22 protein-coding genes and 1 tRNA gene are annotated in these 24,347 nt (G+C 65.8%); 10 read left to right on the top strand and 13 right to left on the bottom strand.

From position 1 onward, the window contains the following. Position 1: 1 nt before the first annotated feature. Positions 2-1,009 carry a GlxA family transcriptional regulator gene (locus MKI84_RS13375; protein ID WP_241620213.1) on the bottom strand — a complete coding sequence of 336 codons (1,008 nt, stop codon included), beginning with the start codon at positions 1,007-1,009 and terminating at the stop codon, positions 2-4. A gap of 52 nt (positions 1,010-1,061) precedes the next feature. Further along, complete coding sequence (locus MKI84_RS13370; RefSeq protein ID WP_241620211.1) at positions 1,062-2,120, bottom strand: pyridoxal phosphate-dependent aminotransferase; 1,059 nt, start codon at positions 2,118-2,120, stop codon at positions 1,062-1,064. Between the two features lie 360 nt (positions 2,121-2,480). Between MKI84_RS13370 and MKI84_RS13365 the strand changes: the two genes are divergently transcribed. The 5 genes from MKI84_RS13365 to MKI84_RS13345 all read left to right on the top strand — a co-directional run bounded on the left by MKI84_RS13365 (position 2,481) and on the right by MKI84_RS13345 (position 9,077). After that, positions 2,481-2,963 (top strand): response regulator, encoded by a 483-nt coding sequence (locus MKI84_RS13365; protein ID WP_342593637.1) that lies wholly within the window; start codon positions 2,481-2,483, stop codon positions 2,961-2,963. Between the two features lie 141 nt (positions 2,964-3,104). After that, positions 3,105-6,539: a response regulator gene (locus MKI84_RS13360; RefSeq protein ID WP_241620209.1), complete on the top strand. Its 3,435-nt coding sequence runs from the start codon at positions 3,105-3,107 to the stop codon at positions 6,537-6,539. Beyond that, positions 6,536-7,375 (top strand): CheR family methyltransferase, encoded by an 840-nt coding sequence (locus MKI84_RS13355; RefSeq protein ID WP_241620207.1) that lies wholly within the window; start codon positions 6,536-6,538, stop codon positions 7,373-7,375. The genes MKI84_RS13360 and MKI84_RS13355 overlap by 4 nt, the downstream gene beginning before the upstream one ends. Continuing rightward, complete coding sequence (locus MKI84_RS13350; protein ID WP_241620205.1) at positions 7,372-7,935, top strand: chemotaxis protein CheB; 564 nt, start codon at positions 7,372-7,374, stop codon at positions 7,933-7,935. The genes MKI84_RS13355 and MKI84_RS13350 overlap by 4 nt, the downstream gene beginning before the upstream one ends. A gap of 8 nt (positions 7,936-7,943) precedes the next feature. Next, positions 7,944-9,077, top strand: a complete 1,134-nt coding sequence (locus tag MKI84_RS13345) for a response regulator (RefSeq protein ID WP_241620203.1) — start codon at positions 7,944-7,946, stop codon at positions 9,075-9,077. Between the two features lie 59 nt (positions 9,078-9,136). Here the strand turns inward: MKI84_RS13345 and MKI84_RS13340 are convergent, their stop codons facing one another. The 8 genes from MKI84_RS13340 to MKI84_RS13305 form a co-directional block, all read right to left on the bottom strand. Then, on the bottom strand, positions 9,137-10,156 hold the full coding sequence (locus MKI84_RS13340; protein ID WP_241620201.1) for a homoserine dehydrogenase: 1,020 nt from the start codon (positions 10,154-10,156) through the stop codon (positions 9,137-9,139). A gap of 87 nt (positions 10,157-10,243) precedes the next feature. Then, a complete protein-coding gene (locus MKI84_RS13335; RefSeq protein WP_241620199.1) occupies positions 10,244-10,594 on the bottom strand; it encodes an ethanolamine utilization protein in 351 nt (116 codons plus the stop codon). 91 nt (positions 10,595-10,685) lie between these two features. After that, the gene (locus tag MKI84_RS13330; protein WP_241620197.1) at positions 10,686-11,087 is read right to left on the bottom strand and encodes a RidA family protein; all 402 of its coding nucleotides are present in this window, start codon (positions 11,085-11,087) and stop codon (positions 10,686-10,688) included. A gap of 429 nt (positions 11,088-11,516) precedes the next feature. Then, positions 11,517-12,554 carry a cytochrome d ubiquinol oxidase subunit II gene (gene cydB, locus MKI84_RS13325; protein WP_241620195.1) on the bottom strand — a complete coding sequence of 346 codons (1,038 nt, stop codon included), beginning with the start codon at positions 12,552-12,554 and terminating at the stop codon, positions 11,517-11,519. Positions 12,555-12,556: 2 nt separating this feature from the next. Further along, positions 12,557-13,972, bottom strand: a complete 1,416-nt coding sequence (locus tag MKI84_RS13320) for a cytochrome ubiquinol oxidase subunit I (RefSeq protein WP_241620194.1) — start codon at positions 13,970-13,972, stop codon at positions 12,557-12,559. 1 nt (position 13,973) lies between these two features. Continuing rightward, positions 13,974-16,274, bottom strand: coding sequence for an FdhF/YdeP family oxidoreductase (locus MKI84_RS13315; RefSeq protein ID WP_241620192.1), 2,301 nt, complete (start codon positions 16,272-16,274; stop codon positions 13,974-13,976). A gap of 257 nt (positions 16,275-16,531) precedes the next feature. Further along, the gene (locus MKI84_RS13310; RefSeq protein WP_241620190.1) at positions 16,532-16,774 is read right to left on the bottom strand and encodes an alcohol dehydrogenase catalytic domain-containing protein; all 243 of its coding nucleotides are present in this window, start codon (positions 16,772-16,774) and stop codon (positions 16,532-16,534) included. Further along, positions 16,771-17,319 (bottom strand): hypothetical protein, encoded by a 549-nt coding sequence (locus tag MKI84_RS13305; RefSeq protein WP_241620188.1) that lies wholly within the window; start codon positions 17,317-17,319, stop codon positions 16,771-16,773. Before MKI84_RS13305 ends, MKI84_RS13310 begins: the two co-directional genes overlap by 4 nt. Positions 17,320-17,619: 300 nt before the next feature. On the opposite strand from MKI84_RS13305, the gene MKI84_RS13300 reads away from it, so the two are divergent. The 3 genes from MKI84_RS13300 (at position 17,620) to MKI84_RS13290 (ending at position 19,974) form a co-directional block, all read left to right on the top strand. After that, on the top strand, positions 17,620-18,552 hold the full coding sequence (locus tag MKI84_RS13300; protein WP_241620185.1) for a LysR family transcriptional regulator: 933 nt from the start codon (positions 17,620-17,622) through the stop codon (positions 18,550-18,552). A 142-nt stretch (positions 18,553-18,694) separates the two neighbouring features. Then, positions 18,695-19,162 carry a MarR family winged helix-turn-helix transcriptional regulator gene (locus MKI84_RS13295; protein ID WP_241620183.1) on the top strand — a complete coding sequence of 156 codons (468 nt, stop codon included), beginning with the start codon at positions 18,695-18,697 and terminating at the stop codon, positions 19,160-19,162. After that, the gene (locus MKI84_RS13290; protein WP_241620181.1) at positions 19,159-19,974 is read left to right on the top strand and encodes an NAD-dependent epimerase/dehydratase family protein; all 816 of its coding nucleotides are present in this window, start codon (positions 19,159-19,161) and stop codon (positions 19,972-19,974) included. The genes MKI84_RS13295 and MKI84_RS13290 overlap by 4 nt, the downstream gene beginning before the upstream one ends. A 633-nt stretch (positions 19,975-20,607) precedes the next feature. Here MKI84_RS13290 and MKI84_RS13285 read toward each other — a convergent pair. Together MKI84_RS13285 and MKI84_RS13280 are read right to left on the bottom strand one after the other, a co-directional pair. Beyond that, positions 20,608-20,682: transfer RNA gene (locus tag MKI84_RS13285), tRNA-Glu, on the bottom strand. 76 nt (positions 20,683-20,758) lie between these two features. Next, a complete protein-coding gene (locus MKI84_RS13280; RefSeq protein ID WP_241620179.1) occupies positions 20,759-21,097 on the bottom strand; it encodes a hypothetical protein in 339 nt (112 codons plus the stop codon). Here MKI84_RS13280 and MKI84_RS13275 point away from each other — a divergent pair. Beyond that, on the top strand, positions 21,096-22,160 hold the full coding sequence (locus tag MKI84_RS13275) for an RluA family pseudouridine synthase (RefSeq protein ID WP_241620177.1): 1,065 nt from the start codon (positions 21,096-21,098) through the stop codon (positions 22,158-22,160). The two genes, MKI84_RS13280 and MKI84_RS13275, sit on opposite strands and share 2 nt — an antisense overlap. A gap of 167 nt (positions 22,161-22,327) precedes the next feature. Then, a complete protein-coding gene (gene rpoH / locus MKI84_RS13270) occupies positions 22,328-23,239 on the top strand; it encodes an RNA polymerase sigma factor RpoH (RefSeq protein WP_241620175.1) in 912 nt (303 codons plus the stop codon). A 222-nt stretch (positions 23,240-23,461) separates the two neighbouring features. On the opposite strand, the gene MKI84_RS13265 is transcribed toward rpoH, so the two are convergent. After that, on the bottom strand, positions 23,462-23,920 hold the full coding sequence (locus tag MKI84_RS13265) for a CBS domain-containing protein (protein ID WP_241620172.1): 459 nt from the start codon (positions 23,918-23,920) through the stop codon (positions 23,462-23,464). Between the last annotated feature and the right edge of the window lie 427 nt (positions 23,921-24,347).

The following is a 24,347-nucleotide window of genomic DNA, read 5'->3' as shown; positions in this document are numbered from 1 at the left end:
CTCAGCGCGCCGTCATCCGGCTCGCCCGGTCGGCTTTACGGGTCGCCCGCGGGCCTTCCTTGAAGTGCTGGCGATAGAAACGGCTGAAATGCGAGGCCGTTTCATAGCCGCAGACGCCGGCGATCTCGGCAACCGACAATTCGGTATGCAGCAGCAGGTCACGCGAGCGCTCCATCCGCAGCCCGATGTAGAATTTCGACGGGCTGGTGCCGAGATGCGTGCGGAACAGCCGCTCCAGCTGGCGCGAGGACAGACCCACCGCGTCCGCCAGCGCGGCGATGCCGACCGGCTCGAACAGGCTGCCTTCCATCCGCTTGATCACCTGCGCGAGCTTGGCATGGCGGACGTCGAAGCGATCCTCCGCCTGCACGCGCTGGCTGTCGTGCTGCCGGCGGATGCGGGAATGATTGAACTGGTCGGAAATCCTGAAGGCGAGATCGCGCCCCTCGATCTGCGTGATCAGGTACAGCATCATGTCGAGCGTAACGGTGCCGCCCGACGAGGTGAGGATGCGCCCGTCTATGGCGAAGATATCGTCGGTTGCGAGGCAGCCGGGAAATTCATGGCGGAACGCTTCCAGCGATTCCCAATGAATGGCGCAGCGCCGGCCCTCCAGCAGCCCGGCCCTGGCGAGATAGAACACCGCCGTGCTGATGGCGCCAAGCACGCAGCCTTCCGCGTAGAGCCGCTGAAGCCAGCTGAACAGCGCCGGACTGTAGGCCGCGGCGAAGTTGACGCCGGCGCAGGCGATGACGACATCGCAACGGGGCGCGTTACGGAGCGAGGCGTTGGCCGGAAAGCCGAGGCCGGAACTGGAGCGCGCCTCTCCTCCATCCGCCGTGATCAGAACCCATTCGAAGGCCTTGCGGTCCGCGATGCGGTTGGCCTGCCGCAGGGCGTCCAGCGCCGCCGAGAAGGTCATCAGCGGATAGTCCGGCGCCAGGAAGAAGCCGATGCGTACCGGACGCTCGGATTGGCCGAGATGCCCGAAGGTGTGCGACAGGGACATGGGGGCGTCTAGCATCGGTTGGAGGTCCTGCCACGCTGCCGTTCCGGGGGGCTCAGCGCGGCGCGAGGCCGGTGAGAACCGCAAGCGCCGCCTGCATCTCCTCCGGCAGGCCGATGGTGATGCGCAGGCTGTCCGCCAGCCCGTAGCCGCCGAGCTGCCGCGCGATCAGCCCGGCGCCGAGCAGGGCGGCATGGGCGCGGTCGGCTTCGCCTCGATCCGCAAGGCGGACCATGACGAAATTGGTGTGGCTCGGCAGCACGGCATAGCCCGCGGCGGTGAGGCCCTCGGCGAAGATCGCGCGGGTGGCGGCGGTGCGGGCGACGACATCGCGCATATGCAGCTGGTCACGCATCGCCGCCGCCGCCATGGCGAGGGCGATGACGGTCACGTCGTTGGAGTTCTGCAGCTTGCGCACCTCCCGGCCGACCTCGGGCGGGAAGACGCCCCAGCCGATCCGCACGCCTGCCAGCCCGTAGGCCTTGGAGAAGGTCCGCAGCACCACGGTGTCGCCACGCGCAACCAGACCGAACACCGCGCGGTGGTCCTGATCGTCGAATTCGCCATAGGCCTGATCGACGACCAGAAGCACCGAGGCCGGCAACCCGTCCCTCAGGCGAAGGATCTCGCGGCTCGGGATGCGGGTGCCGGTGGGATTTCCCGGATTGCAGAGGAAGACCATGGCGGTCGCCGGGGTGACGGCCCGCAGCAGCCCGTCGACATCGACCATGCCGCGGGCTTCATCCACGGTCACATAGGTAGCGTCGGCCTGCGCCGTGGCGGTGGCGGCGAACAGATAGCCATAGCGGGGCGCGAGCACCTCGCGGCCGGGACCGGCGAAGGCGCGAATGGTGCAACTGATCAGGTCCATCGACCCGGTGCCGCACAGGATGGTCGCGGGGTCGAGCCCGTGCTGGGCCGCGATCGCGGCGCGCAGCTCCGTCCAGTCGGGATCGGGATAGAGCGCGGCGTTTTCCAGCGCGGCGTGGCCGGCGGCGATGGCAAGCGGGCTGGGCGGGTACGCGCTTTCATTCTGCGCCAGCGTGCGCCGCTGACCGCCGAGATCGGCCAGCGCATAGGCGGCCAATTGCTCCACATGCCTGACGGCCCGCATGTCGACCCCTTTGAGAACCGGTGAAGCCGGATGGAAAAAGCCGCGGAGAACGACCTCCGGCCATGACGGATTGTGCGGCGAAGTTCACGCCGCTGAAGTTCTCCGTGCGACAGGTTTCATGCGCAATGCGACAGGGCACCCCTGGCCGAACTCCGGTTCCGGTACACCGCGCCCGGCGTCTTCGCGCTCCACGCCTGGAAACATTCCCGGACTCTCACAAAGATCACCGCATCAGCCACGCCAAGCGTGATTCACGCCCGGTGTCCGTGGCCCGCGCACGAAGACAGCCCAATCAGGTCCTTAGCCGGCAATATGTCGGCTCCCGACGAATGCGCTGTCGATGAGCGGACAAATATTCACGTGAGCAGGGAACCGAATGAAACCCTTGGGGTTATAGCGGCTCATAGCCTCGTCCTCACCCCGCCGCCATCCCTCCGCTACGCAGCGCAACCCCCAGGTATCGACATGCCCGACTGCCGGGATCCGGAAAAGTCGACCGTCCTTGTCGTCGAGGACGAGATTTTCCTTCGGATCGATACCGTTTTAATGGTGGAGGACGCCGGGTTCGACGCGATCGAGGCGGCGAATGCCGATCATGCGCTGACGCTGCTCGCATCCCGCCCGGATATTCGCGTCGTCATCACCGATATCGAGATGCCCGGATCGATGGACGGGCTGCAATTGGCAAGACATGTCCGCGAACGCTGGCCCAGCCTGCACATCATCATCGTTTCCGGCCGGCAGACCGCCGGCGGCGACGATGTTCCCGAGAACGGGATTTTCTTCAACAAGCCACTGTCGGGCGCGCTACTGTCGCAGGCCCTGCGCCAATTCATCGGGTGAGTGGAAGATGACCGTGCCGTCGACGCTTCCCCCGAGGCCTCCGTCCGCTCCCCGCCATCGACCACACACAGCCCCGACGCGCGCGAATTTCACTCCGCGCCTGCCCGCCCCTGAACGTTCCTCATCACTGACGGCAGCATCATGACTCAAGGTACGGCGACGGGCGGATGGGGACGCTGGCTGGGGCTCGACCCCTCGGTCGCGGTCGGCCTTTTCAGCGCCATCGTGTTCTTCCTGCTGAGCGGCACCGTTGCCTATTTCAATCTCAGGACGCTGAAGGACAATAGCGAGCGGATCTTCCATTCGCACGAGGTCATCATCGCGCTCGCGGCCATCCGTTCGAGCGTCCAGGATGCCGAGACCGGCCAGCGCGGCTTCCTGCTGACCGAAGACGACAAATATCTCGAACCCTACCAGCTCGCACTAGCCGCTATTCCCGCGAAGATCGACGAAGTCGCCGAGCTGACGAGCGACAATCCCTCCCAGAAGCCGAGGCTGGCGCTGCTGCGATTGCATGTGGCGGCCAAGCTGGCCGAACTCGGCGAGACCATCGAGACGCGCCGGACCCAGGGGCTGGAAGCCGCGCTGGCCATCGTCACGACCGACCGGGGCAAGGTCGAGATGGACGCGATCCGCACGCAGCTCGCGGCCCTGTCCCAGGAGGAGGTCCGGCTGCGCCGCGAGCGGCTCATCGAAATGGACTGGTCGCAGAAGGTCGCGCTCGCCAGTACGCTGCTGTCCAGCTTCCTCGGCATCCTGCTCACCGGGGCCATCGCCCTCCTCATTCGCCGGGCGACCGTGGCACGCCGCCGCGAGGAATGGCTCCAGAGCGGGCAGATGGGGCTTGCCACCGCGATGATGGGCGACCCGGGCATCGAACAGCTGACGCGGAGCATATTGGCGTTCCTCTCGACCTATCTGGGCGCCGTCGCGGGTGCCGTCTACGTCGCGGATGGTGCGCGCTACCGGCGCGCCGCCACCTATGGCGTGCCGGACGATGCCGAGCTTCCCCTTGAGGTGCGTCGGGGCGAAGGGCTGCTCGGACAGGCCGCTGCGGAAAACCGGCCGCTCCTCATCAGCGATGTGCCCGACGGGTACCTCGTCTTCGGTTCGGCCATGGGACAGGACAAGCCCAGGAGCATCGCCATCTCGCCCGGCAGCGTCGACGGCAGTGTCAATTCGGTGATGGAGCTCGGCTTTCTGCAGCCGGTGGACACCGCGACGGTCGAGCTTCTCGCGGAGGCATCCAACGCCATCGCCATCGCCGTGCGCTCGGCGAATTATCGCAGCGAGTTGCAGACCCTGCTCGACGAGACGCAGCGTCAGTCGGAAGAGCTGCAGACCCAGAGCGAGGAGTTGCGGGTCTCGAACGAGGAATTGGAGGAACAGAGCCGCGCCCTGAAGGAATCTCAGGCCCGGCTCGAACAGCAGCAGGTGGAACTGGAGCAGACCAACTCGCAGCTGGAAGAGCAGACCCAGCAGTTGGAGAGGCAGCGCGACGATCTGGAGCGCGCCAATGCCGCCGTCCAGCTGAAGGCCCGCGAACTGGAGCAAGCCAGCCGCTACAAGTCCGACTTCCTCGCCAACATGTCGCACGAGCTGCGCACACCGCTGAACTCGTCGCTGATCCTCGCCAAGCTGCTTGCCGACAATCCCGACGACAACCTGAGCGACGAGCAGGTCAAATTCGCCCGCACCATCCAGTCGTCGGGCAATGACCTGCTGAACCTCATCAACGACATTCTCGACCTGTCCAAGATCGAGGCCGGGCATGTGGAAATCCGGCCGGAGACGCTGCCTCTCCAGCGCATCGCCACCAGTCTTCAGCCGCTGTTCCAGCCCGTGGCGGCGCAGAAGCGGCTGGATTTCATCGTCGACATCTCGCCCGATTGCCCGAGCACGATCGACACCGATGGCCTGCGCCTCGAACAGGTGCTCAAGAACCTCCTGTCGAACGCCTTCAAATTCACGGAGAACGGCAAGGTCACTCTGTCGATCGGGCCGGTGGGCGACGGCAAGATCGCCTTCGCCGTCACCGACACCGGCATCGGCATCGCGCCGGAGCAGCAGCGCTCGATCTTCGAAGCCTTCCATCAGGCCGACGGCACGATCAGCCGCAAATATGGCGGCACCGGTCTCGGCCTCTCCATCTCGCGCCAGCTGGCGCGGCTTCTGGGCGGCTCGATCGAACTGCAAAGCCGCGAGGGCGCGGGAAGCACCTTCACCCTGACCATTCCAGCCGAGTACGACCCCGCCAAGGTCGCGCCTCGCGACCCGGCGGCGCCGAGCCCGGCCATGCCGGCGCCGGCCGATGCGGAACCAACCCGCGCGACCCCGGCGCGGCTCCAGCGGAAGGTCGAGGACGACCGCAACGCGCCTTCCGACGAGAAGCGCGTTCTGCTGGTGGTCGAGGACGATGATTCGTTCGCGGAAATCCTGCGCGACCTCTCGCGCGAAATGGGCTTCCGCGCGCTGGTCGCGGGAACCGCGGAGGAGGCGCTCGCCATGGCGCGGCAGTTCATGCCCAACGCCATCGTGCTCGATGTCGGCCTGCCCGATCAGTCCGGCCTGTCCGTGCTGGACCGGCTCAAGCACGACGTCCGCACCCGTCACATTCCCATTCACGTCGTCTCCGCCTCCGACAACATGGAGACCGCACTTTCGCTCGGCGCCGTCGGCTATGCGCTGAAGCCGGTGCAGCGCGAGCAACTGGTGGAGGTGGTGCAGAAGCTGGAAGCCAAGCTGTCGCAGCGGCTCCACAGGGTGCTCATCGTCGAGGACGATCCGGTGCAGCGGGACGCCGTCGCGCGGCTGCTGTCGTCGCACGACGTGCAGACCGTCACCGCCGGCACGGCGGCCGAGTGCCTCACGCTGCTCAGGGAACAGACCTTCGACTGCATGGTGCTCGACCTGACCCTGCCGGACGCTTCCGGCTACTCGCTGCTGGAGACCCTCAGCCAGGAGAGCGCCTACGCCTTTCCGCCGGTCATCGTCTATACTGGCCGCGAACTCTCCGTCGACGACGAGGAAAAGCTCCGCCGCTACTCGAAGTCGATCATCATCAAGGGTGCCAAATCGCCCGAGCGCCTGCTCGACGAGGTCAGCCTCTTCCTGCACCAGGTGGTATCCGAGCTGCCGGACGAGCAACAGAAGATGATCCGCAAGGCGCGGAACCGTGACGCGCTGCTGGAGGGCCGGCGGATCCTCATCGTCGAGGACGACATCCGCAACGTCTACGCGCTGACCAACATCCTCGAGCCGAGAGGCGTGATCGTCGAGATCGCCCGCAACGGGCAGGAGGCGCTCGACGCCCTCGCGAAATCGGCGGATACAGCGGCGGGTGCGATCGACCTGGTGCTGATGGACGTGATGATGCCGGTCATGGACGGCCTCACCGCGATGCGCGAAATCCGCCGGAATGCGGCGTGGAAGAAGCTGCCGATCATCGCGCTGACCGCGAAGGCGATGCCCGACGACCAGCAGCGATGCGTCGACGCCGGCGCCAACGACTATATGGCCAAGCCTCTCGACGTCGAGAAGCTCCTGTCCCTCGTGCGCGTGTGGATGCCGCGGTGACGGAGGACCTTGCCAACGAGCGGACCGAGGACATCGAGATCCGGCTGCTGCTGGATGCTCTCTATTACCGCTATCACTATGATTTCCGCGACTATGCCATGGCCTCGATCAAGCGGCGGCTGCGGCAGGGGCGCCAGCAGCTGGGCTTTGCCAGCTTCTCGGCCATGCAGGACGCGCTGATGCGCGATCCCGACATGCTGCCGCGTCTTCTCGGCTATCTGACGGTGCAGGTCAGCGAGATGTTCCGCGACCCGTCCTATTTCCGCGCGCTGCGGGAAAAGGTGGTGCCGCACCTGCGCACCTATCCGTCGCTGAAGGTCTGGATCGCGGGCTGCAGCGCCGGCGAGGAGCTGTACTCCATGGTCATCCTGTTCCGCGAGGAGGGCCTGGAGGAGCGGACTTTGTTCTACGCGACCGACATCAATCAGGACGCGCTCCGGGCCGCGGAAACCGGCATTTTCAACCTCGACCGCATTCCGCTCTTCACCGAGAACCACCGCAAATCCGGCGGGCGGAACTCGCTGTCGGATTATTATCACGCCGCCTATGGCCGGGCGTCCTTCGACAAGAGCCTGCGACGGAAGGTCGTGTTCTCCGACCACAGCTTGGTGACGGACGCGGTCTTCGGCGAGATGCATCTCATCTCCTGCCGGAACGTCCTCATCTATTTCAACCGCTCCGCGCAGGATCGCGCGCTGGGCCTGTTCAAGGACTCGCTCGTGCGCAAAGGCTTTCTTGGGCTGGGCGCGAAGGAGAGCCTGCGGTTTTCCGGCCACGCGGACTCCTTCGTGGACTTCGTGCGCGAAGAAAAGATCTACCAGAGGAGCGCCCAATGACGGCGCGCTCGGAAGCGGTCGTGATCGGCGCGTCAGCGGGGGCGCTGGAGGCACTGTCGGCCATTCTCCCCTCGCTGCCCGCGGGGTTCAGACTACCGGTCATGGTGGTCGTGCACGTTCCCGCCGACAAGCGCAGCGTGCTTGCGGAGCTGTTCCAGAACAAATGCCAGATCGAGGTGCGCGAGGCCGATGACAAGGAGCCGGTCGTTGGTGGCACCGTCTATTTCGCGCCGCCCGACTATCACCTCCTGGTGGAAATGGACCGGACACTCTCGCTGTCCAGCGACGAACCCGTGCTGTTCTCGCGCCCCTCCATCGACGTGCTCTTTGAGAGCGCGGCCGACGCTTATGGCGCGGCACTGATCGCCATCGTGCTGACCGGCGCCAACCAGGACGGCGCGCAGGGGCTGTGCGCCGTCGCCGCTCTCGGCGGCATCGCGCTGGTGCAGGATCCGGACGAGGCATTCGCATCGGCGATGCCCGAGGCCGCGATCAATCTCTGCCCGGACGCGCGGATTATGTCTCTCCACGCCATTGCAGCCTATCTGCGAGAGGTTTGAACGTGACCATGAGCCCCGTTCCATTCCTGCTGGTTGACGATCTCGAGGATAATCTCGTCTCGCTCGAAGCGCTGCTGCGCAGGGACGACCTCCTGCTGCTGAAGGCACGCTCCGGCGACGAGGCGCTGGAGCTGCTGCTGCAGCATGACGTGGCGCTGGCGCTGGTCGACGTCCAGATGCCGGGCCTGAACGGATTCGAACTTGCCGAGCTCATGCGCGGCAGCGAGCGGACCCGTGGCATTCCCATCATCTTCGTCACCGCCGGCAGTGCCGACAGCCAACGCCGGTTCCGCGGCTATGAGGCCGGGGCCGTGGATTTCATTCAGAAGCCCATCGAGCCGGACATCTTGCGCAGCAAGGCCGATGTGTTCTTCGAACTCTACCGGCAGCGGCAGATGATCGCCGCCCAGCGCGACGAACTGGAAGTGCAGGCCGAGGCGCTCAGGGAGGCGGGACGGCGCAAGGACGAGTTCCTGATCACGCTGACACATGACGTCCACCGCCATCAGCATGCCCGCGAGCAGCAGGACATGCTGCTGCGGGAGATCAACCACCGCATCAAGAACCTGTTCGCCGTCACCGTCGGCCTGATCGAGTTCAGCGCGCGGGCGGCCGGTAGCGCGGAGCAACTCGCGGGCGACCTGCGCTCACGGCTTCAGGCGCTGGCGCGCGCGCATGATCTCACATTGCCTGACCTGAGCCGCGAGGCCGAGGCCAAATCCGAGACCACGGTCGTCGCCCTGCTCAATGCCATTCTGGCTCCCTATCACTGCCCGCAGAATGGCCCGAACAGCCACCGCATCACGGTCAGCGGCGCGGATATCGCGCTGTCCGGCAACGCCCTGACATCGATCGCGCTGCTGTTTCACGAGTTCACGACCAACGCCGCCAAATATGGCGCCCTCTCGCAGGCCGATGGACGGCTGACCATTCAGGTCACGTCGGTGGACGATCTCTTCAAGATGACGTGGGACGAGCAGGCGGTGCTTGAGCGCGGCACCTCGCCCTCGCGCGAGGGCTTCGGGTCGGTGCTCGAAAGGGCCGTGCTGCGCGGGATGAACGGCATGGTCTCCCGCGCCTGGACGGAGGACGGCCTCTCGCTCACGCTGGAAATTCCGATGGGAAGCATCAGTCCTTCATGAAGCTGAAGCCTCTGCCATGTTCGGACCGGTTCGAGCGGGGCCATGCGGCCGGGTGATGACTACGCTTCCCGTGGCGGCCCTTCGGCGGATCTCGCCTTCAGGATGTGCTCAAGGTCTTTGAGCGCCGCCGCGGCGGTCGCGAGCGGTTCGGTTCCATGGCTCATGGCGACCGTCTCGCCCATGGCATCGGTCGTGATGCGGATCGCCTTGGTCTTCCCGCTGACATGGGCGAACGGATCCGCGAGCGGATAGGCTCGGATCCCCACATCGGCTCGCACGCCGCCATTCGCATAAAGGAGGCTGCCGACAAGCTTGGGCACGAGGCCATCGGCTCTCCACGCCTCGATCTCCCGGTGTGTCACGGACTGGATCCCCGTTACGGTGAGATCCTCCATCGCAAGCTCCAGCCCGAGGCCGAAATTGGCCAGGATCAGGAGCTTTGCCGCCGTGTCCCACCCTTCGGTATCGTTGCGCGGATCCGCCTCCGCGAACCCTGCGGCCTGAGCCTCGCGCAGCGCGCCCTCAAAGCCGATCCCGCGCGAGGTCATGGCGTCAAGGAGGTAGTTTGTGGTGGCGTTGAGGATTCCTTCCACGCCGATCACGGTGGAGCCGAGAAGGCTATGGTCGAGAAGGTCGATGGTCGGCAGAGCGGCGGCGGCCGCGCCGCTGATTTTCAGGAGGGCATTCGAGCGCTTGGCCAGTTGCCGCAACTCCGCTCCGCTATGGACCAACGCGCCTTTCGAGATGACGATCGCATCCTGTCCGCCGGAAAGGGCCGAGCGGATATAGGCGAGCCCGGGGCCACCGGTGCGAAAGTCGCTGGGGCCGGCCTCGATCAGGACCTCGGCGCCCGTTGCCGCCACAAAGTCCGGTCCCGTCAAGCCGGCCTCCAGCACGTCCAGCCGGTCGGCTTCAAGTCCGTTGGCATCGAAGAGACCGGAACGGGAACCGCAGACCGCGACCAGACGAACATCTCTGCGATAGAGGCGACGGTAGCGTTCGCGTCGGGACAACAACAGCCTGGCCGTTGCGCGACCGACGCCGCCGAAGCCGGCTATGGCGATCTTCATCACGCGCATCGGCTAACCTCTTCTCCGATCGGTCGGCAAATGAGCTGATCCTCCCGCCGCGGCATCGAGAACGTTACCGATGACGGGCGGCGCATGCTAGGCGTGCGCGGGGCGCCAATGCGGATGGGTGACGTAGGCGGTCAATGCGCCCTCCTCCTGCGTGCGAATGGTGACGGTTTCACCCTTGGGCATGTGGACGATGTCGCCGGGGCCGGCGATGACCGTATCGAGATCGGTGGAAACCGTCAGCCGTCCCTCCAGAACAATCATGACATCGTCGACCGCCATGGTCTCGGCGAGGCTCTGGCCGGGTGCGTAGCGTCCATAGCCGATGGTGATCGCCCCGCCGTGCCGCTCGTCGATCAGATTGCCGACGAACACATCCGCCTCCTGTCCAGGCGAGCGTTCCAGCGACGCATCGGCGAGGGTGAACTTGCGAAGCTTCATCACTTTTCTCCTCACACAGATCGTTTCGGGCCGCCCTCCCGACCGCGGCGGCTGGAGAACGGCGAACATGGCCCTGCGACCACCGCACGGTTCAGGCGATGATGGCCGTCACGCGGATCTCGATGCGCATCGTCGGCAGCCCCAGCGCCTCGACGCCGGTCTGCGTCCAGATCGGCGCATGATGGGGCATATACTGGCGATACAGCCGCGCCATCGTCTCGTTGACCTCCGCGGGGAAGCCGCCGACATGGTAGGAATTGATGTGCACCACGTGCTCCCAGCCTGCCCCTGCGGTCGCCAATGTGCGCTCCACATTGCGGAAGGCCTGGGTGATCTCATCTTCCAACGCGTCGGGAATCCGCAGATCGTCATCCCAGCCACCCTGGCCCGATGTCTCGACGCGGGTTCCTATCCTTACTGCCTGTGAATAGTGCAGCAGGTCGCGCAGCTGCTGACCATAGCCCGGGGTGACGAAGAATTCCGGCTTTTCCATTTGGCTTATCTTTCAAGTCTGCTCGACGGGTCCGCGTCGTGGTGAGGCGGACCGACGGATCAAACCGCATCGAGACATGCGCCAGCGGGCGACGCTTGGTTGCCGTAATGTGCCGTCTCGTCAGGCGATAGGGTAGCGCCACAATCCGGCACGCCGTGTCGCGGAGCGAGGAACACCCCACGTGGACATCGCGGATCCGCGGACCCTTCGAGCGTGGCCGCGTCGCAGGCGCGAAGGGTAGCGTCGTCCTCGCGCGCCCCCTCCGTCTCGTCATGGAACGCGGCCGCGTACTCATCAACGGCCGCGGGCAGCCGCCCCGCACTGTTCCGGACGGTGAGGTGGGCTGGCTACCGTCGCCGGAAAACGCGCTTGTTTGCCATTGTGTCTCACTCGCCGCCTGTCGACCCGCATCGACAGGAGACAGCCCGTTCAGGAGCCGGCATGGCCGCCATAGGCGCCGTGCTCGTGAACGGTCTTGCCGCGAAACACCCAATAGGCATGCGCCTGATAGGCGAGGACGATCGGGATGATGATCGCGACCCCAACGGCGAGGAAGGCCACCGATTGCGTGTCGGACATGCCGTCCCACACCGTGACGTGGCGGGGCACGAGATAGGGCCAGAGGCTGACGATGAGCCCGACCAGCCCGAGGGCGAACAGGGCCAGCGCGAGCAGGAAGGTGCGGGCCTGCGCGCCTTCCCAGATGCCGCGCCAGAGCGCGACGATGACGGCGAGCGTCACCAGCGGCACCGGCGCGAGCAGCAGCAGATTGGGAAGGGCGAACCAGCGCGCCGCCACCTCCGGCACGCTCCACGCGCTCCAGGCGCTCACCAGCGCCATCATCGCGCCCGTGAGGATGAGCGCGGCATGGGCGATCTCGCGGGCGAAGACCTGCGTCGCGCCGTCGGTCTTCCAGATCAGCCAGCCGGCGCCGATCAGCGCATAGCCGCCGACAAGGCCGACCCCGCACAGGACGCCGAGCAGGTTGAGGAAGCTGAACGGCCCGCCGGCGAACATGCCGTTCTCCACCGGCACGCCGGCAATCAGCCCGCCCAGGATCAGCCCCTGGCAGAAAGTGGCCAGCACGGAGCCCGCGAAGAAGGCGATGTCCCAGACCAGACGGAAGCGGGTCGCCTGCAGCCGGAAGCCAAACGCCACGCCGCGGAAGATCAGCGCAAACAGCATGAACATGATCGGCAGATAGAACGCGGGCAGCAGGATGTAGTATCCGGCCGGAAAAGCGGCGAAGAGCAGCGTGCCGCCCATCACCAGCCAGGTCTCGTTGCCGTCCCACACCGGCTCGATCGAGGCCATCATGAGGTCGCGATCGGCGTCGCGCGGCGCAAAGAGGAACAGGATGCCGACGCCGAGGTCGAGCCCGTCGGCGAGCACATAGACCGTGACGCAGAACACGGCGACGGCGGCGAAGAACAGCGGGACATAATCCGCCTGCAGAAGTTCGGTCATGGTCAGGCCCTCGCTGGGTCGGTGCCGCGCACGGGCGACGGGACGGGAGACGTGGTGAAGGCGCCGAGCGTGCTGCGCTCCATGCCGGGATGCTCGCGCGCGGCGGGCGAGCTATCGATCGGCCCCTTCAGGGCGACCCGGCCGGCGAACCAGACGAAGGCCAGCAGCAGCACATTGTAGACGGCGAAGAAGATGAGCAGGCTGGTCGTCACCGCCCCGGCCGCCACGGGCGCCGCCGCATCCGCGGTGCGCAGCGCGCCATAGATGATCCAGGGCTGCCGCCCCGACTCCGTCACCGTCCAGCCGGCCAGCACCGCGAGGAAGCCGAGCGGCGTCGTCGCCATGGTGACGATCTGGAACCAGCGGGCGGTGAACAGCCTTCCCCGCAGGCGCAGCACAAAGCCGGTGATGGCGGTGGCCAGCAGCACCACGCCAATGCCGGCCATGATCCGGAAGGCGAAAAACACGACCGGCACATAGGGCTGGTCGGCCTCTGGCACCGCCTTCAGGCCCTGGACCTCGCCGTCCCAGCTATGGGTGAGGTAGAGGCTGGCGAGGTGGGGAATGTCGATGGCGTAGAGATTCTTCTGCGCCGCCATGTCCGGCCAGGCGATCACCGTCATAGCCGGCCCCTTGGTGGTCTCCCACAGGCCCTCCATCGCGGCCAGCTTGGTTGGCTGCTCCACCATGGTGTTGCGGCCATGCATGTCGCCGATGACGATCTGCAGCGGCGCCAGCACCAGCGCGAGCCACAGCGCCATGGAAAAGGCCGTCCGCGAGGCCGCCACATGCTGGCCGCGCCAGAGATGGAGTGCCGAGACGCCGGCGATCACGAAGGAACAGGTCAGGAAGCTCGCGCACACCATATGGGCGAGGCGATAGGGGAAGGAGGCGGTGAAGATAACGTCCCACCAGCTCACCACATGATAAATGCCGTCGGCATCGGCGATCGCGCCCGCCGGGGTCTGCATCCAGCTATTGGCGGCAATGATCCAGGTGGAGGAAATCAGCGCGCCAACCGCCACCATCAGGCAGGCGAAGAAGTGCGCTCCCCGGGACACCCGGCCCTCGCCGAACAGCATGATGCCGATGAAGCCGGCCTCCAGAAAGAAGGCGGTCATCGTCTCATAGGCGAAAAGCGGCCCGAGCACATTGGCGACCGAGCGCGAGAAGCCGGCCCAATTTGTGCCGATCTCGTAGCTCAGCACGATGCCGGTCACGACGCCCATGCCGAAGCCGAGCGCGAACAGCCGCATCCAGAAGCGCATCAGGTCGCGATACACCGTGTTGCCGGTACGCCACCACAGGGCGCTGAGCACGGTGACGAACCACGCGGTGCCGATGGTCAGCGTCGGCCACAGGATGTGGAAGCCGATGGTGAAGGCGAATTGCAGACGGGAAAGGGCGACCGCGTCCATCTCACTGCGCTCCCTGCTGGGTGTTGGTCTTCACGAGGCGGACCGGCACCCCCTTCGACGACGGGGTGAAGCTTTGCGGATCGTGGGCGTAGAGCGGCACCAGCGGGTTGGTCTCGGGGTAATAGGCGGCGCAGCTGCCTTCCGGAAAGCTGTAGGGCACAACCTTGAAGCCACGCACCGCGCGCTCGATGCCGTCCTGCGACAGGGTGAGGATGTCGACCCTGTCATCCGCCTTCAGGCCGCGCCGGTTCATCTCCGTCTCGTTGAGGAACAGCACGTCGCGCTGGCCGTACACGCCGCGATAGCGGTCCGAAAGCGAGTAAAGCGTGGTGTTGTACTGGTCGTGGCTGCGTACCGTGGTCAGCCACAGCGCGTCGGGATCATCCACGGCGGGGTCCTCGCACAGGCCTTCGCAGACCAGCAGGTTGGCCTTGCCGGATGGCGTCGCCCAGATCCGTTCGCGGGCGAGCGAGGTGAGATGGAGGCCGCCGGGCTCCTTGATCCGCTCATTATAGCCCTGGAAAATCGGGAACACTGCCTCGATGTCGTCCCGGATCCGCGCATAGTCCGCCGTCAGCTCCTCCCAGGCGATCCTGGAGCGCGCGCCCAGCGTCGCCCGCGCCATGCCGGCAATGATGGCGGGCTCGCTCTTCAGGTGCTCGGAGGCCGGGCGGTTATGGCCGCGCGAGGCATGCACCATCGACATGGAATCCTCGACCGTGACCGCCTGCGGACCGCCGGCCTGCTCGTCAAGTTCGGTGCGGCCGAGGCAGGGCAGGATCAGCGCCTCGCGGCCATGAACGATGTGGCTGCGGTTCAGCTTGGTGGCGATGTGGACGGTGAGGTCGAGCCGGCGCATGGCGGCCTGGGTCTGCTCCCAGTCGGGAATCGCGGCGGCGAAATTGCCGCCCAGCCCGATGAAGACCCGCGCCTCCCCGCGCACCATGGCCTCCAGCGCGGTGACGACGTTGTGGCCGGGCGCGCGCGGCGGCACGAAGCCGAAGCGGGCCTCGATGGCGTCGAGCAACGTATCGCTCGGCACTTCGGTGATGCCGACGGTGCGGTCGCCCTGCACGTTGGAATGGCCGCGCACCGGGCAGATGCCGGCACCCTCGCGGCCAATATTGCCGCGCAGCAGCGCTAGATTGGCGAGTTGCTGAACGTTCCGCGTACCGTGGCGGTGCTGGGTGATGCCCATGCCGAAGACGAGGATTGCCCGCTCGGCCTTCATGTACGCCTCGGCGGCGACCGCTATATCGGCCCGCGCGATGCCGGATTTACGTTCGATATCGGCCCATTGCGTCGCCTTCAGATCGGCGATCAGCGCGTCGATGCCGACGGTGTGGCCGTGGATGAAATCCCAGTCCAGCACCGGCCCACGCCCTTCGGCGCGGGCAGCTTCGTCCGCTTCGACCATCAGCTTCATCATGCCCTTGATGAGCGCGACATCGCCGCCGACCCGGACCTGAAACAGGCGCTGGGAGATTGGCGTCGAGGTGAGGGTCGCCATCTCCACGGGGTTCTGTGGCGCCTGGAAGCGCTCCAGCGCCCGCTCGCGGAACGGGTTGAACGACATGATGGTGGCGCCGCGCTTTGATGCGGTGCGCAGATCCGTCATCATACGTGGGGAATTGGTGCCGGGGTTCTGGCCGAAGATGAAGATGCCGTCGGCCTTCTCGAAATCCTCCAGCAGCACGGTTCCCTTGCCAACGCCCAGCGACTGCGGCAGGCCGACGCTGGTGGCCTCGTGGCACATGTTGGAGCAGTCGGGGAAGTTGTTGGTGCCGTATTCGCGGGCGAACAGCTGGTAGAGGAAAGCGGCCTCATTGGAGGCGCGGCCGGACGTGTAGAAGTCCGCCATATTGGGATCGGGAAGGGCGTTGAGATGCCGCGCGACGATGGCGAAGGCCTCGTCCCAGTTCACCGGGACATAGCGGTCGGTGTAGGAATCGTAACGCATCGGGTGCGTCAGCCGTCCCTGCATCTCCAGCTCGAAGTCCGTGAAGGCCTCAAGTTCGCTCACCGTGAAGGAGGCGAAGAACTCCGGCGTGCACCGTTTCGTGGTGGCTTCCCACGCCACGGCCTTGCCGCCATTCTCGCAATACTCAAACGGCGAGGGATTTTTCGGATCGGCCCAGCCGCAACCTGGGCAGTCAAAACCGCCATGCTGGTTCATGCGCGACAATGTGGCCATGCCGGAGAGGGCGATATCCTGTTCGACGAGGGCGGTGCCCATCGCCTTCAGCGCCCCCCAGCCACCGGCCGGCTCATGATAAGGACGAATAGTCTTCACAACGCCCATAGAAGTCTCCTATCCGCATGGCTTGAGAGATCGGTCGGCGTGTCGCCGCCAAAGAAATCGCTGCGCTATAGAAGTTCGCCCAGCCAACCCATCGTCATCTAAAGACGAAGGCGGGGGCGGATAAATGATCTCATCATATGCGGGCAATAAACCTAGGTATTACGGCTTCCGCTCATGGTGGGCATGACCCACCTTTTCGCCCGCCGTGCGGGTTTCGTGAGGGCGCGCGAGATAATTACCGCCGACGAAATCGACGATCACGTCCACGCCGCCCCCGCCGCTGCGGCCACCGCCTGGCCCGCCACTTCCAGGCCGAGCAGATCGCTCTCGCCATAGCTCTGGCGGCCGTAATAGCCCTGCCGTTGCAGCAGATCGGCGCGGTTGACGCCGGCCGCGTGCACCTTGACGAGAAGATCGCCGGGGCGCGGCTCCGGGATGGGCGCCTCGGTGAGGCGGAGGACATCCGCCGCACCGAACGCGTCGAACGTGATCGCTTTCATTTCGCCGCGGCCTTGGCCAGCGCCCGGCGGGCGATGCTGGCGGCGAAGAGCGGCGTCTCGCGGCGATTGTGGTCGCCGCCGGCTTCCTGCCGGGCCACGGCCGCCTGCTCGAAGGTCTGGCCGTGCGCGGCCACGAAGTCCATGAACACGTCGGTCGGGTGCGAGGTGACGCGGTTGGTGTAGCGGGTGCGCCCGCCCTCGATCGACTCGGCGATCAGTTCCCAGATCACGTTGACCTGCGTGCGGCCCACGGGCGTGAACACGTCGGAGATCGAGTTCATCCGGCAATAGCTCGCCGTGGCTTCCTCCGCGACATAGTGTTGGATCACCAGCCCGGTGCCGATCATCTCGACATTGATCACCATGCGGCGTCCATCATCGGTCGTCGTGACGCCGGAGCCAATATGGTCGGGCGGGCAACAGCGCAGATATTCCGCCTCCGGCAGGTTGAACAGCCACTCGGCGATGTCGATTTTCTCCAGCGGCATGTCGATCTCCGCGGTATAGGCAGACTGCGAGAGGATCTTGCCGGTCAGGATTTTCATGGAATTGCCTTCTCGATGAAAACTGTACTGGAACAAAAGCGGTCGTCTTCTCGGTGGCCGGGATGCCGGCCGACGAAGAACCGCCCTGCACAGGGTTATGCGCGACGCTCGGGCGAGGTGTATTTCGAGAATTCCACGGCCGCCGCCAGCGCTTGCGAGATGAAACGCCGGCCTGCTCCGCCGCGCGATTATGGTGCGGCGACGCGGTGCGGCCGCTGTGTGAACGCCGCGAATATGCGACGGTCCCGGACCGGCGATAAGCCGGAGCCTGCTGCAAACGGCTTTGCCCGGATCGCAAAGATGAGACCCCATTTCGCCGAATATCTCGCCACCTTCGTCGATGTCGTCCGGGCGGGGAGCTTTTCCGGCGCCGCCCGCCGGCGGGCGGTTACGCCCTCGGCGATCGTCCGCCAGATCGATGCGCTGGAGGAGGATCTCGGCGTTGCCCTGTTCATCCGCTCGACGCGGGCGCTCACGCTCACCGATGCCGGCCGGCGGCTGCATGAGCGGGCGCTGCGCCATCTCGACGAACTGGCCGACACCCATGCCGAGGTGGCGGCCTTTGACGGCTCCGTTTCGGGCACGCTGCGCATCGCCTGCTTCCCGACCTTCGGCAAGCGCTATGTCCTGCCGGTCGTCGCGGCGCTGCAGGCCGAACACCCCGCCCTCCTTGTCGAACTCGACCTGACGGAACGGCTGGCCGATCCGGTCATCGAACGTCTCGACGCCGTCATCCGCATGGGCGCGCTGACCGACAGCACGCTGATCGCGACAAAGCTCGCGCCCCTCACGCGGCTATTGGTGGCGAGCCCGGCCTATCTGGCGCGCGCGGGCACGCCCGGCAGCGCGGCGGATCTGACCTCGCATCGTCTGCTCGACAAGCTGCATGGCGCCGATCTTCTCGGCTGGCGCGACGTGCTCGGCTGCCCGGCCGGCCATGCCGGGAACGGCACGGTGACCTTCCGCTCGGACGATTTCGAGGCCCTGCGCGCGGCGGCCAAGGCGGGGCTTGGCATCGCGTTCCTGTCGAGTTGGGTCGTCGGACCCGATGTCCGGGCGGGAACGCTGGTGCGGCTGGGGCTGGGCGGCGAGCCCTGGAACGATGGGCCGTCGGGCATCTATCTCCTTCGCGCCCTGCCGCAGCCGAGCGCGAAGGTGCGCGCCTTCACCGAGGCATTGCGGGCTTCTATCGGGAGCCCGCCAAGTTGGGAGCGGTGCGTGACGGACGGCTGACGGTCGATGGCTGTGCCGCAGCCCCGATGGACAGCATGGGCACCTCCCCCAACTCCGGGCAGGCAGACGCTCCCATATATGTGCTCCTTGACATTGTTTGCTACCTTACATTTAATCGTTAGGTAGTTAGCGAAATAGAGGGATGCGGTTGGTGGATGAACGGGAACGCCAGGATCAGGGCCTCGTCGCCACATGGACAAAGCGCTGCTATTTCGCCGGCCGGGCCGTCATGGATTCAGTCCTGCGCCCGCACGATCTCGGCTCTGTGCAGTGGTACGTGCTCTACCATCTCGCCACTTCCGGCCCGACCATGCAGCGCGATCTCGTGCGGTTACTCGCCGTCGAACGCGCGACGATGACCGGCATTGTCGCGACGCTCGTACGCAAGGGCCTCATCGAGCAAGCGCCTGACAGCGTCGATCAGCGCCAGAGATGCCTGCGCCTCACGGATGCCGGCGCAAGGCTGTGGGCCGAGTTGCCGGATCTCACCTTCATTCGTGCAGCCGCATTTGGCGGGATCGACGAGGCGGACATCGCGGTCGCGGTGCGCGTGCTTCAGACCGCGACGGAGCGGCTCGAAAAGCTCCTGCAGAAAGGAAACCACCCATGACAATTCTGCTCACCGGCGCCACCGGGCTCGTCGGAGCCCGTCTTCTTCCGCACCTTGTCGATGCCGGGCTGGACTGTCGCGTCCTGTTGCGTGGGGGCAAAGACGTGCCGGCCGGCGTTGCATCCGTGGAGGCGGACCTTCTCGATCCCGCCTCCCTCCTGCGCGCGGTGAAGGGCGTATCCGCGATCATTCATCTTGCGGCGGTCTTTCGCACGCCGGATACCGACCTGATCTGGAAGAGCAACCTCGAAGGCACCCGCAACCTCATTTCAGCGGCGAAGGCGGGTGCCCCGCAGGCGCGTTTCATCCTCGCGAGCACGTCCAATATTTACGGCCTGGACAGCCCGCGCCCCGGCCGCGAGGACGATGCCGTGAACCCTCAGCAGGCCTATCCCGCCAGCAAGCTTGCCGCCGAGAACCTGCTCCGGAACAGCGGGCTGAACTGGGCGATTCTGCGCTTCGGCTTCGTTTACGGCGATGGGGATGGCCACCTGGACGAGTTGCCCCGGCTCGCTGCCCGTTTCAACATGCATCCCGCCCAGCGCATGAGCCTGGTTCATCACCGGGACATCGCCACGGCGGTGAACCTTGCCCTGGCCGGCGCGATGGACGGCCAGATCGTCAATATCGCGGACGAGGCGCCAACGTCGATTTATGAATTGGCAACGCTGGTTGGCGAAACGATGGAGCCATCGTCCGCTCCGCTCGCCCATCCATGGCATCTGCATGTGGATGCCTCCCTCGCGCGCAGCCTGGGCTTCCAGCCAGTCGTGCGAAGCGTCCATCAAGCCGCGCGACAAGGGCTGATGTGACATTTTTCAGGGCAACCGACTCTCCGCAATCTCGTGCGACTTCAGGCAGCCTGGAACCGACATATTTGTCTGCGGCGATTATCTGGATCGCGCGGATGTTGCCCGATGCCTTGTACATCTGGTTACACGCCATATGGCCGAAGGCGTCCTGATGCACCAGCGGTGGATGCGCTGCTACAGTCCGTCGTCGATCGGTGGGTGAAAGCCGATGCCGAGGTACAGGCGCGGATTGACGAACTCTCGCGCGAAAAGACGACAGCGGAAGACAAGCTGCGGCGGCTCTAACAGATTGTCGCCGAGGGCATCACTGAGCCCGACGAGTTGCTCAAGGAGCAGATTGCCAAGCTGAAGGCAGATCGGGACCGTGCACATTCGGCGCTGGAGCGGATCGAGAATCAGGGTGCCGCCGCAAGCCGGCTTGATCCAGACAAGCTCGCCCGCTTCGGGCAGCTCATGTGGTCAAACATCACCGAGGGCGAGGTACCGTTCGGCAAAGCCTGTCTGCTCTCGCTGATCGACGCCGTCGAAGTCGACCAGCACGTCGTGCGCATCCACGGATCAAGGACGGTGCTGGAGAGAGCCGTACTCGCCGACCACGCCACCCAGCCGGGTGTTCGCGGTTTTGTACGGAAGTGGCGCGCCCACGGGGAATCGAACCCCGGTTTTCGCCGTGAGAGGGCGACGTCCTGACCGCTAGACGATGGGCGCGTGCGGCAGGCCGGTCTCTTAGGGCTAAACGCGCACGGGATCAAGGCCCTCGGCACGACTAATCAACAGTCTCGCCTCAGGGCTCGCCCGCAAAGCCGAGTGTGCCGCGCGGCGCGCGGGTCTTCGCGTCGAAGAAACGGGTTTCCACCAGGCCCTGCCGCTCGATCGTCACCGCGATCAGATCGGCCGAAACCATGGCCGACAGCACCTGCGACCCTTGAGGAAGCTGGATGGTGCCAGAGATCGTCTCCGGAACGCTTTGCCATCCGACCACGACCCTGTATCCGATAGCACCGAACAGGGCGAGAAAACCGAAGCCCATCAGCACGCCGGAGCCGACGGCGAAGCCGCGCAGCTTACGCAGGATCCGCTCCTGCTGCGGGTCGAGCTTGTCGTCTGCGTCAGGAGAAGTCATGCGGGCACCGCCGGGCGAACAAATGGACGATTGGGACGAGGGCGCGGCCGAGGAAGCGGCCGCCCAGCGCGTCGATATCATCACCGGGCCGCAGGATGAAGGCCTGCGGCTCGACCGCGTGCTCGCGCGCCATCTCGCGACGCTCGCCCCGCAGATCAGTCGCACCCGGCTGCAGGCACTGATCGCGCAGGGCCAGCTCACCCGCGACGGCCGGGCGGTCGGCGGCAGCTCGGCAAAAGTGAGCGCCGGCGAGAGCTTCAGCCTGATCCTGCCGCCGCCCGAGGCGGCCGAGCCGGTGGCGCAGGATATCCCCCTCGCCATCGTCTATGAGGATGACGACCTCATCGTCATCGACAAGCCGGCCGGCATGGTGGTGCATCCCGCGCCGGGCAATCCCGACGGCACGCTGGTCAATGCGCTGCTGTATCATTGCGCCGGCAGCCTCTCGGGCGTCGGCGGCGTGCGCCGGCCGGGAATCGTGCACCGGCTGGACAAGGATACCTCCGGCCTGCTGGTGGTCGCCAAGAACGACCGCGCCCACAAGGCGCTCGCCGCGCAATTCGCCGATCATGGCCGGACCGGCCCGCTGGAGCGCGCCTATGTCGCCTTCGCCTGGGGCGTGCCGGACCTGCCGAGCGGCACGGTGGATGCGCCTCTGAGCCGCCATCCGGTGTCGCGCGAGAAGATCGCGGTGCGCGCCGGCGGACGCTTCGCCATCACCCACTGGCAGCGGCAGGAGGCCTATGACGACCCCCAGGGCCGCCCCCTCGCCTGCCGGCTGGAGTGCCGGCTGGAAACCGGGCGCACCCACCAGATCCGCGTCCATATGGACCATATCGGCCATCCGCTGCTCGGCGATCAGCTCTATGGCGTCGGCCAGCGCACCAAGGCCGGGCGGCTCGGCCCGCAGGCCCGCGCGGCGCTCGACGCGCTGGGCCGGCAGGCGCTCCATGCCGGGCGGCTCGGCTTCGAGCACCCGGTGACCGGCGACTTCCTCGTCTTCGACAGCCCGCTGCCGCCCGACCTCTTGGCGCTGGAGGCGACGCTGGCCGACGCGCTGTAGATATATCGCGCGCGATCAACCGTTCGTGACCGCCGCGAACCGATACGCCATCTTGCGCTTTGGAAATTTTAGGCCGTTCCTATTAGTATGTTGCAGCGGCCGGCTGATTGCGGTCGCGTTCACGGTCGCCCAGAATGGGGGCCGAATGAAAGGAAGGAGGGCGCTCCATGGCCCGTTCCGCTTTGTCCATCCCGTCGGCAGAAGGCGGCCTGTCCCGCTATCTGTCCGAGATCCGGCGCTTCCCCATGCTGGAACCGCAGGAGGAGTACATGCTCGCCAAGCGCTGGCGCGAGCATGACGACCCGGAAGCCGCGCACAAGCTCGTCACCAGTCATCTGCGCCTCGTCGCCAAGATCGCGATGGGCTATCGCGGCTATGGCCTGCCGATCTCCGAAGTGATCTCGGAGGGCAATGTCGGCCTGATGCAGGCGGTGAAGCGCTTCGAGCCGGACAAGGGCTTCCGCCTCGCCACCTATGCCATGTGGTGGATCAAGGCCTCGATCCAGGAATATATCCTGCGGTCGTGGAGCCTCGTGAAGATGGGCACCACGGCGGCGCAGAAGAAGTTGTTCTTCAACCTGCGCAAGGCCAAAAGCCAGATTTCCGCGCTGGAGGAAGGCGATCTACGCCCCGACCAGGTGCAGCAGATCGCCACCAAGCTCGGCGTCACCGAGCAGGAGGTGGTGGAGATGAACCGTCGCCTCGGCGGCGATTCCTCGCTCAACGCCCCAATCCGCGGCGAGGCTGAGGCTGGCGGCGAATGGCAGGACTGGCTGGCCGACGATTCCGACAGCCAGGAGACCATCCTCGTCGAGCATGAGGAAATGGACAATCGCCGCAATGCGCTGTCCGGTGCGCTCTCGGTGTTGAACGAGCGCGAGCGCCGCATCTTCGAGGCGCGCCGTCTCGCGGATGATCCGGTGACACTGGAAGAACTGGCCGCCGAGTTTGGCGTGTCGCGCGAGCGCGTGCGGCAGATCGAGGTGCGGGCCTTCGAGAAGGTGCAGAAGGCGGTCATCGACCGCGTGCACCAGATGGAAGCCGCGCCGATGCGGCAGGAAGCTTCCCCCGCGCACTGAGCGGCGCGCCTGCGCATTAACGAGTTCACGCCGGCGCGTCGCACGATGCGCCGGCGTTTTCGTCGTGCGCGTTTTCTGCCTTGCGCGTTTTCGTCTCGGGAGGCGCGATCAACGGCGACACCCGACAGGAGGGCCAGCCCCTGCCCGCCTGCCGGGGTCATTCCGGCCGTGCGAGGCGCCGGCCGAACGCAGATCGATGGTCCGCCTCGATGTGTTGAGGCTTCAGGCCGGCAGCGTCATTCCCGCGCTCGCCAGCGGCCGGGCGGCCGCCGCAACCTCCTCGGCGCAACGCACGTCATGGGCGAGCACGTCGCGAATGCTCAACACCCCGACGAGTTGATGATTTTCCAGCACCGGCAGGTGGCGGACATGATGGCTGTCCATCAGCGCCCGCACATGGTCCACCGTGTCTTCCATGGCGCAGGAGATCATGTTGCGCGACATCAGCGTCGACACCGGCAGCTTGAGCGACGCGCCGCCCTTTTCGGCGATGGCACGCACCACATCGCGCTCGGAGAAGATGCCGACCACGGTATCGCCCTCCGAACCGCAGGCATCCTTCACCACCACGGCGCCGATCCGCTCGCGGTTGAGCAGCGTCGCGGCCATTTCGATGGTTTCGTTCATGCGGATGCTCGGCACCCGCGCGCTTTTCAGCTTCATCAGATCAGCGACCAGCATGGCATTCCCTCCGGTTGATGTCCGGAGCCCCTGGCGATCGGATGAAGCCGGCTGATCGTTCCGAAGGGCTCTGGATTCACTGAGCTGAGCACCCGGTTCCCGGTCCGCCCACATCGGCGGAACGACGAGGATGCTCGTGGCCGACACGTCGATCTTATTCTTTTGTCGAAGTCTGGTATGCAATACACCTGCCGTCAACAAGAAGTGTCGCGGCGGTGCAGCATGGCGCGTGCAGTAAGGCCGATGCAGCCAGACGAGGCGCGGACCTTGCAAACGCAAAAGGCCGGGCGTGAGCCCGGCCTTGGTGTCGCTGTCGGAAGCGGCGGAGCGACGTCGCTCAGTGCGCGAGGTTCTTGACGATATCCTCGACCATTTTCTTTGCGTCGGCGAAGAGCATCATGGTGTTGTCGCGGAAGAACAGCTCGTT

The sequence above is a fragment of the Ancylobacter gelatini genome (assembly GCF_022601675.1).
GTDB classification, from domain to species: domain Bacteria; phylum Pseudomonadota; class Alphaproteobacteria; order Rhizobiales; family Xanthobacteraceae; genus Ancylobacter; species Ancylobacter gelatini.
Note: the sequence above shows the minus strand (reverse complement) of the source record. Positions and strands in the feature narration are given on the sequence as shown.